7 protein-coding genes are annotated in these 8,455 nt (G+C 65.7%); 3 read left to right on the top strand and 4 right to left on the bottom strand.

Annotation, left to right across the window (positions count from 1 at the left end):
• A partial coding sequence (locus ACWDU1_RS25275; RefSeq protein ID WP_450002131.1) for a MarR family winged helix-turn-helix transcriptional regulator occupies nt 1-402 on the top strand: 402 nt, incomplete at its 5' end.
• Nucleotides 403-438: 36 nt separating this feature from the next.
• Here the strand turns inward: ACWDU1_RS25275 and cynS are convergent.
• Entirely contained in the window at nt 439-888 is a 450-nt protein-coding gene (gene cynS, locus ACWDU1_RS25270) for a cyanase (protein ID WP_450002129.1), read from the bottom strand.
• 249 nt (nt 889-1,137) lie between these two features.
• On the opposite strand from cynS, the gene ACWDU1_RS25265 reads away from it, so the two are divergent.
• Nucleotides 1,138-2,010 carry a formate/nitrite transporter family protein gene (locus ACWDU1_RS25265; protein WP_450002128.1) on the top strand — a complete coding sequence of 291 codons (873 nt, stop codon included), beginning with the start codon at nt 1,138-1,140 and terminating at the stop codon, nt 2,008-2,010.
• Between the two features lie 55 nt (nt 2,011-2,065).
• Here ACWDU1_RS25265 and ACWDU1_RS25260 read toward each other — a convergent pair whose 3' ends face one another.
• Nucleotides 2,066-2,584, bottom strand: coding sequence for a hypothetical protein (locus ACWDU1_RS25260; RefSeq protein WP_450002126.1), 519 nt, complete (start codon nt 2,582-2,584; stop codon nt 2,066-2,068).
• Nucleotides 2,585-2,725: 141 nt separating this feature from the next.
• Here ACWDU1_RS25260 and ACWDU1_RS25255 point away from each other — a divergent pair, with 141 nt between their 5' ends.
• Nucleotides 2,726-3,412, top strand: a complete 687-nt coding sequence (locus ACWDU1_RS25255; protein ID WP_450002125.1) for a TetR/AcrR family transcriptional regulator — start codon at nt 2,726-2,728, stop codon at nt 3,410-3,412.
• A 149-nt stretch (nt 3,413-3,561) separates the two neighbouring features.
• Here the strand turns inward: ACWDU1_RS25255 and ACWDU1_RS25250 are convergent, their stop codons facing one another.
• Entirely contained in the window at nt 3,562-7,515 is a 3,954-nt protein-coding gene (locus ACWDU1_RS25250) for a DNA-directed RNA polymerase subunit beta' (protein WP_450002123.1), read from the bottom strand.
• A gap of 109 nt (nt 7,516-7,624) precedes the next feature.
• On the bottom strand, nt 7,625-8,455 hold an 831-nt coding region (locus ACWDU1_RS25245; protein WP_450002122.1), incomplete at its 5' end, for a DNA-directed RNA polymerase subunit beta.

Here is an 8,455-nt window from a genome sequence, read left to right as displayed (position 1 = left end):
TGGTCGAGGCGCTGGATACAGCGGGGCGCACCGGACCGGTCCGCCGACCTGCGGCACGCACAACACGTCCAGGTCGTCGAGGCGGTGGCCGGAGCCGCGGACGCACCAGGGGAAGCCACGATCACCGCGGTCGCACATCAGCTCGGGCTCGACCATTCCGGCGCCAGCCGGATGGTCCGCGACGCCACCACCGCCGGCTATCTCGCACGTCGCGGATCCGATCTCGACCGACGCCGTACCGCCCTGCATCTCACCCCCGCCGGACAACGCCTGCTCGCCGACGCACACGACTGGCAACGCGACGTCTTCGACCGGCTCACCGCGGACTGGCCCGCCGCCGATCGCCGGCGCTTCGCCGGATACCTACAGCGACTGGCAGGCGATCTCCCCCATAACGACTGATGCCCCGCACGCCGGCGGGGCATCGGGCCGTCCGGCTCACCAGCGGTAGTCGAGGAACTTCCCGTCGAAGGTGATGACGACCCGGTCGCCGTCCGGATCGGGACGGCGGGCGAAATCCACCTTGAAGTTGATGGCGCTCATGATCCCGTCGCCGAACTCTTCGTGGATCAGTTCCTTGAGCGCCGGACCGTACACCGAGATCGCCTCTACGAAACGGTAGATGGTGGGATCGCTCATCAGCGCCGGGTCCGCGCGGCGCGCCGGCTGTTTGGCCAGGCTCTCGGCCACGGCTCCATCCAGTCCGAGCAGACCGCAGACCTTATCCGCCTGCTCCGGGGTCATCGGATGCTGACCGAGCAACGCGGCGGTGGCCCACACCAGCGGAGCCCCGAGCGCATCGGCGATATCGGCCCACGACAGCCCCTTGCGGATACGTGCCGCCACCACGAGATCGGCGGCAGCGCTCTTGCTCATGATCGGTTCCATATCTGACTCCTAGCCTCGAGAACACCGAAAGCCTGCCATCGCCGGACGCCGGGAACCGCATCCGTATTCCACTGTTTACATCTCCGATACCGACCTTCCGGACCCCCGCCCACCAGGCCAGGGCCGATGATCAACCCGGCGAGGGGAATTCGGTGAGGGTCCGGTAACACGTGCGCGCTCGACCGGATACCGCCGGGAAATCTCCTCATCGCACACTTCGCCCAGAGCCCAACGAGCGAAGGACATGTCATGTCGTACCTCAAACCGGCGGACTTCGTCGGCAAAATGATCGACGCCGGCGAAGAGAAGGCATTCATGTCGACCCGGGATACGGTGATCCGCGCCTTCATGGCGGGCGCGATCCTGGCCCTGGCCGCCGCGTTCGCGGTCACCATCACCGTGCAGACCGGCGAACCGCTGATCGGCGCGGTGCTGTTCCCGGTCGGTTTCTGCCTACTCTATCTATTGGGTTTCGACCTGCTCACCGGCGTGTTCACCCTCGTCCCGCTGGCCTGGCTGGACAAGCGCCCCGGCGTCAATCTGCGCGCGATGCTGCGGAATTGGGCGCTGGTGTTCGTCGGCAATTTCGCCGGCGCGTTCACCGTCGCGGTCATGATGGCGATCATCGTGACCATGGGTTTCTCCATGGACCCCAACGAGGTCGGGCAGAAGCTCGGCGAGATCGGCGTCTCGCGGACGGTCGGTTACGCCGATCACGGCGCCTCCGGCATGCTCACCCTGTTCATCCGCGGCGTGCTGTGCAACTGGATGGTGTCCACCGGTGTGGTGGCCGCCATGATGTCGACATCGGTGTCGGGCAAAGTCATCGCGATGTGGATGCCGATCATGCTGTTCTTCTACATGGGTTTCGAGCATTCGATCGTCAATATGTTCCTGTTCCCGTCCGGGCTGCTGCTCGGGGGTGACTTCTCCATCGGCGACTATCTGATCTGGAACGAGATCCCCACGGTCATCGGGAATCTGGTCGGCGGACTCGCCTTCGTCGGGCTCACGCTGTACGCGACCCACGCCCGTACCGCCAGCCCCCGGCCTCGCCCGGCCACCGGACCCGATACCGACGAGTCCGAGCAGATCCCCGCCGATAGCGCCGCACGCGCCTGATCCGATAAGACTTCGGCCCGCTCCCTTGATGGGAGCGGGCCGAATCGCTTCCGGCTCAGGCGATCGCCGTCAGCGCGATCGAGGCAGCGGCAGCGCCGAAGACGATCACGTTCCGGGCACTCTGCAGAGTCCAGGTCCAGGTGGGAAAGCCCGATTCCGCCGCTTTCAGCAGCGCCTGGACATCGATGCGCATCAGTTCCGGATCACCTTTGCGCGCGAACGCGGCACGCACCGATCCCACCGCGGTCAGGTTGCTGTAGACGATGACGCCGTTGCCCAGGAGGACCAGGGTGAAGACCACCGGGTTCACCGCGACCGCCCAGCCGGGCGCGGCCAGATTGATTCCCGCGACCGTCAGCAGTACGGCCGCGATGGAGATCGGTGCGATGGATTCGTGCCCGCTCGCATCGAATCGCATGCCGTTCTCCGACAGCGCGGAGGTCCGGACGCCCTGACGGGCCAGCTCGTTCTGCGCGGTGGCCATCGCGGCCGCGCCGTACCGGTGCCGCACCAGCGGCATGCTGAGAAACGCTGCCGCGATGGCGGTGGCGAGGACTGCGACGATGACGTTCATGGTGTTCCCCTTGCATCCGGTGACCCGATCGGCACCGACTTGAACTAAGTAAAAGTAGCGTAGCGCGGCACTTGAACTAAGTGCAAGAGTTGATTTGAACTAAGTGCAAGTCGGTAGCCGCCGAAGCCCTAGAGTTGTCCCATGCCCCGCGACACCCTGACCCGCGACCAGATCGTCGGCGCCGCCATCGAACTCCTCGACGACGAAGGCCTCGACGGGCTCAATATGCGCAGCCTCGGCAAACGCCTCGACTCCGCGGCCACGGCGATGTACTGGCACGTGGGAAACAAGGACAATCTGGTCCGGCTCGCCACCGATACGGTCTGGGCCGAGATCCCCCTGCCCACCCTGGACGCCTCCGATTGGCCGACCGCCGCCCGCACCATGGCCACCGGCATGTACGAGATGATGGGCCGCCACCCCTGGCTGGTACAGGCGCAGTCGTCGTATCTGCTCTACGGCGAGAACAAATCCCGCCACGACGACCACGTCCTCGCGATCTACGACGATGCCGGATTCCCGCCGGACGAGGCAGACCGTGCCGCCGCCACCGTCTTCATGTTCGTCCTCGGCAACGCGGCCGGAGCGGCGGCCAACGTCTCCCTGCGCCGCCGTCTCTCCCAGAAGGGCGGCGACCCCGACGCGCAACTGTCCGAAACGCTCGCCGCCGCCACCGAGGTCGCCCGCCGCTTCCCCCGCCTGCGCGCCCGCATCGAGACCGCGGCCGGCACCGACTACAACGAAGCCCCCGGCAGCAGTTTCGAATTCGGCCTCACAGCTCTTCTCGAGGGCCTCCGGCACCACCGCACCGCCCGGGACGCCTCATAGGTCCTTGTACTCACTTATCCGATAACCGAGTACATGAGGCCGAGCTGGAATCAGATCGGCGACGGCATCGAGGCGATCCTCCCGAACCCGAAAAGACTTCGGCCCCGCTCCCAGTGGGAGCGGGGCCGAAGTGGTACTGCGGCTAGCGATTACCGGTAATCGCTGAACCCGTAATCGTCCAGCGGAACCGCGGCACCGGTGGTGGTGCCGAAGCCCTCCGGGCTGTAGTAGGTGTCGTCGTAGGACGGCACCGCGTACGCCGCGGCACGGGCCTCCTCGGTCGGCTGAACCTGGATGTTGCGGTACCGGTTGATACCGGTACCGGCCGGGATCAGCTTACCGATGATCACGTTCTCCTTGAGACCGATGAGCCGGTCGGAGCGGCAGTTGATCGCCGCGTCCGTCAGGACTCGGGTGGTCTCCTGGAAGGACGCCGCCGACAGCCACGAATCGGTGGCCAGCGACGCCTTGGTGATACCCATCAGCACCGGACGGCCGGCCGCGGGCTCGTTGCCCTCGGCGACGACACGGCGGTTGGACGCCTCGAACTCGGAACGCTCGGTGAGCGAACCGGGCAGGAACTCGGTGGCGCCCGAATCGATGATCGTCACCCGGCGCAGCATCTGGCGGACGATGACCTCGATGTGCTTGTCGTGGATCGACACACCCTGGCTCCGGTAGACCTCCTGGACCTCGTGGACCAGGTGGATCTGGACCTGCCGGGGGCCCATCACGCGCAGCACCTCGTGCGGATCGGCCGCGCCTTCCAGCAGCTGCTGGCCGACCTCGACGTGATCGCCGTCGGAGAGCAGACGCTCGGTGCCGTCGTCGTGCTTGAACACACGCAGACGCTGGCGCTTGGACAGCTTGTCGTACACCACTTCGTCGCCACCGTCATCGGGGATGATGGTGATCTTGTAGAAGCGGTCGTCGTCCTCCAGCCGGATCCGGCCCGAGACCTCCGCGATCGGCGCCTTGCCCTTGGGCACACGAGCCTCGAAGAGCTCCTGGACCCGGGGCAGACCGCCGGTGATGTCGTCACCCGCGACACCACCCTGGTGGAAGGTACGCATGGTCAGCTGGGTACCGGGCTCACCGATGGACTGGGCGGCGACGATACCGACGGCCTCGCCGATATCGACCAGCTTGCCGGTCGCCATGGACCGGCCGTAGCAGACCGCGCAGACGCCGGTACCGGTGCCACAGGTCAGCACGGAGCGGACCTTGACCTCGGTGATACCGGCCTCCAGCAGCGCCTCGATGGCCGGATCGCCGAGATCGGCGCCCTTGCCCACGACGACGTTGCCGCTGGTGTCGAGCGCGTCGGAGGCCAGGGTCCGGGCGTAGCACGAGGTCTCCACGTGCGCGTCGCGGATGATCGTGCCGTCCGGCTGCTTCTCCGCGATATGCACCAGGATGCCACGCTCGGTACCGCAGTCGGTCTCGCGCACGATGACGTCCTGCGAGACGTCCACCAGACGACGGGTCAGGTAACCCGAGTCGGCGGTACGCAGCGCGGTATCGGCCAGACCCTTACGAGCACCGTGGGTGTTGATGAAGTACTCCAGAACCGTCAGGCCCTCACGGAAGGAGGACTTGATCGGCCGCGGGATGAACTCACCCTTCGGGTTCGTCACCAGGCCCTTCATACCGGCGAGGGTACGGGTCTGGGTGAAGTTACCCGTGGCGCCCGAATCGACGATCGTGATGATCGGGTTATCGGCCGGGTAGTGCGCCCGCAGCGCGCGGCCGACCTCTTCGGTGGCCTCCTGCCAGATCTTGACCAGTGCGTTGTTGCGCTCCTGGTGATCGAGCGCACCACGCTGGTACTTCTTCTCGATCTGATCGGACTGCGCCTCGTAGCGCTCCATGATCTCGGCCTTCTCCGGCGGAACGAGCACGTCCGACATGGAGACGGTGACACCCGAACGCGTGGCCCAGTAGAAGCCGGCGTCCTTGAGCTTGTCGACGGTCTGCGCGACCACGATCATCGGGTAGCGCTCGGCGAGATCGTTGATGATCGTCGCCTGCCGCTTCTTCGGCATCGGCTCGTTGATGAACGCGTAGTCCGCGGGCAGCAGTTCGTTGAACAGCACCCGGCCCAGGGTGGTCTGGGTGGTCCACGCGTCACCGCGCCGCCAGCCGTCGGGGAACAGCTCGGTCTCGACATCCTTGGGCGGACGCTGATCGATCAGCCGCACCTTGATGTTGGAGCGCACGGTCAGCTCACCGCGGTCGACCGCCATCTGGGCCTCGGCAGGCGAGGAGTACACGCCCTGCTCCGGACCGTCGGCGGTGGCCGGCCGGTACTCGCCCTTCGCGTTCTCTTCGAGACGCGTCAGGTAGTACAGCCCGGTCACCATGTCCAGACGCGGCATGGCCAGCGGCCGGCCGGACGCCGGGGACAGGATGTTGTTCGAGGACAGCATCAGGATGCGGGCCTCGGCCTGCGCCTCCGCCGACAGCGGCAGGTGCACGGCCATCTGGTCACCGTCGAAGTCGGCGTTGAACGCCTCACAGACCAGCGGGTGCAGCTGGATGGCCTTACCTTCCACCAGCTGCGGCTCGAAGGCCTGGATGCCGAGGCGGTGCAGCGTCGGCGCACGGTTGAGCAGCACCGGATGCTCGGCGATGACCTCTTCGAGCACGTCCCACACCTGCGGCCGCTGCCGCTCCACCATCCGCTTGGCGGATTTGATGTTCTGCGCGTGATTCAGATCGACCAGCCGCTTCATCACGAACGGCTTGAACAGCTCCAGCGCCATCAGCTTGGGCAGACCGCACTGGTGCAGTTTCAGCTGCGGGCCGACCACGATGACCGAACGGCCGGAGTAGTCGACACGCTTACCGAGCAGGTTCTGACGGAAACGACCCTGCTTGCCCTTGAGCAGATCGCTCAGGGACTTCAGCGGGCGGTTACCCGGGCCGGTGACCGGCCGGCCGCGACGGCCGTTGTCGAACAGCGCGTCCACCGACTCCTGCAGCATCCGCTTCTCGTTGTTGACGATGATCTCGGGGGCGCCGAGGTCGATCAGTCGCTTGAGGCGGTTGTTGCGGTTGATGACACGGCGATAGAGGTCGTTCAGGTCGGAGGTGGCGAAACGGCCACCGTCGAGCTGGACCATCGGCCGCAGTTCCGGCGGGATCACCGGAACGGCGTCGAGCACCATGCCCATCGGCGAATTGCCGTTGGTCTGGAACGCCGCGACGACCTTGAGCCGCTTGAGCGCGCGCAGCTTCTTCTGGCCCTTACCGCTGCGGATGGTCTCCCGCAGGTTCTCGGCCTCGGCCTCGATATCGAAGTTCTCCATCAGCTTCTGGATGGACTCCGCGCCCATCGCGCCGGTGAAGTACTCGCCGTAGCGGTCGGTGATCTCGCGGTAGAGCACCTCGTCCACGATCAGCTGCTTGGGAGCCAGCTTGGTGAAGGTGGTCCAGATCTCGTCGAGCCGGTCCAGCTCGCGCTGGGCCCGGTCGCGGAGCTGCTTCATCTCCCGCTCGCCGCCGTCCTTGACCTTGCGGCGGACGTCGGACTTGGCACCCTCGGCCTCGAGTTCGGCCAGATCGGCCTCGAGCTTCTGCGCCCGGGCCTCGAGGTCGGCGTCCCGCTGGTCGGCGACGGTCTTCTTCTCGACCTCCATCTCCGCCTCGAGCGTGGACAGCTCGTTGTGCCGCATTTCGTCGTCGACGGCGGTGATGACGTAGGCGGCGAAGTAGATGATCTTTTCCAGATCCTTCGGCGCCAGGTCGAGCAGGTAGCCGAGCCGGCTCGGCACACCCTTGAAGTACCAGATGTGGGTGACCGGTGCGGCCAGCTCGATATGACCCATCCGCTCACGGCGCACCTTGGCGCGGGTCACCTCGACACCGCAGCGCTCACAGATGATGCCCTTGAAGCGGACGCGCTTGTATTTACCGCAGTAGCACTCCCAGTCCCGGGTGGGACCGAAGATCTTCTCGCAGAACAGGCCGTCCTTCTCCGGCTTGAGCGTGCGGTAGTTGATGGTCTCCGGCTTCTTCACCTCACCGAAGGACCAATTGCGGATGTCCTCGGCGGTGGCCAGGCCGATCCGGAGTTCATCGAAGAAGTTGACGTCTAGCACGTAACTTCCTTTCCCCTGTGCGGGTCGCTTACGAGCAAAAGTTCTCTAATGGTTCGAACGCGATACCCGGGTGCCGAGCCGAATCCGTACTCGGCACCCGGGCAACGCCCTAGTTCGCCAGATCGTCGACGGTGGCCGCTTCGTTCCGGGACAGGTTGATGCCCAGATTGGCCGCCGCGCGCTCCAGATCCTCGTCGTCGCCGTCGCGCATCTCGATGGCCGCGCCGTCGGAGGACAGCACCTCGACGTTGAGGCACAGCGACTGGAGTTCTTTGAGCAGAACCTTGAACGATTCCGGGATGCCCGGTTCGGGGATGTTCTCGCCCTTGACGATCGCCTCGTAGACCTTCACCCGGCCGACCACGTCGTCGGATTTGATGGTCAGCAGTTCCTGGAGGGTGTAGGCGGCGCCGTAGGCCTGCATGGCCCAGCATTCCATTTCGCCGAAACGCTGACCACCGAACTGCGCCTTACCACCGAGCGGCTGCTGGGTGATCATCGAGTACGGGCCGGTCGAGCGGGCGTGGATCTTGTCGTCGACCAGGTGGTGCAGCTTCAGGATGTACATGTAGCCCACCGCCACCGGGTACGGGAACGGCTCACCGGAGCGACCGTCGAACAGCGTGGCCTTACCGTCGGAGTTGACCATCCGCTCACCGTCACGGTTGGGCAGCGTCGAGGCCAGCAGACCCGACAGCTCCTCTTCCTGCGCGCCGTCGAACACCGGGGTGGCGATATTGGAGTCCGCGGGGGCACCCCACATCTCCTCCGGCAGGTTCTTGGCCCAGTCGGGTTTGCCCTCGACCTCCCAGCCGGCTTTGCCGATCCACCCGAGATGGGTTTCCAGGATCTGCCCGATATTCATACGACGCGGCACACCATGGGTGTTCAAGATGATGTCGACCGGGGTCCCGTCGGGCATGAACGGCATATCCTCGGT

It is taken from the genome of Nocardia sp. NPDC003345, from assembly GCF_053589395.1.
This window is presented reverse-complemented; position numbering and strand designations above follow the sequence as displayed.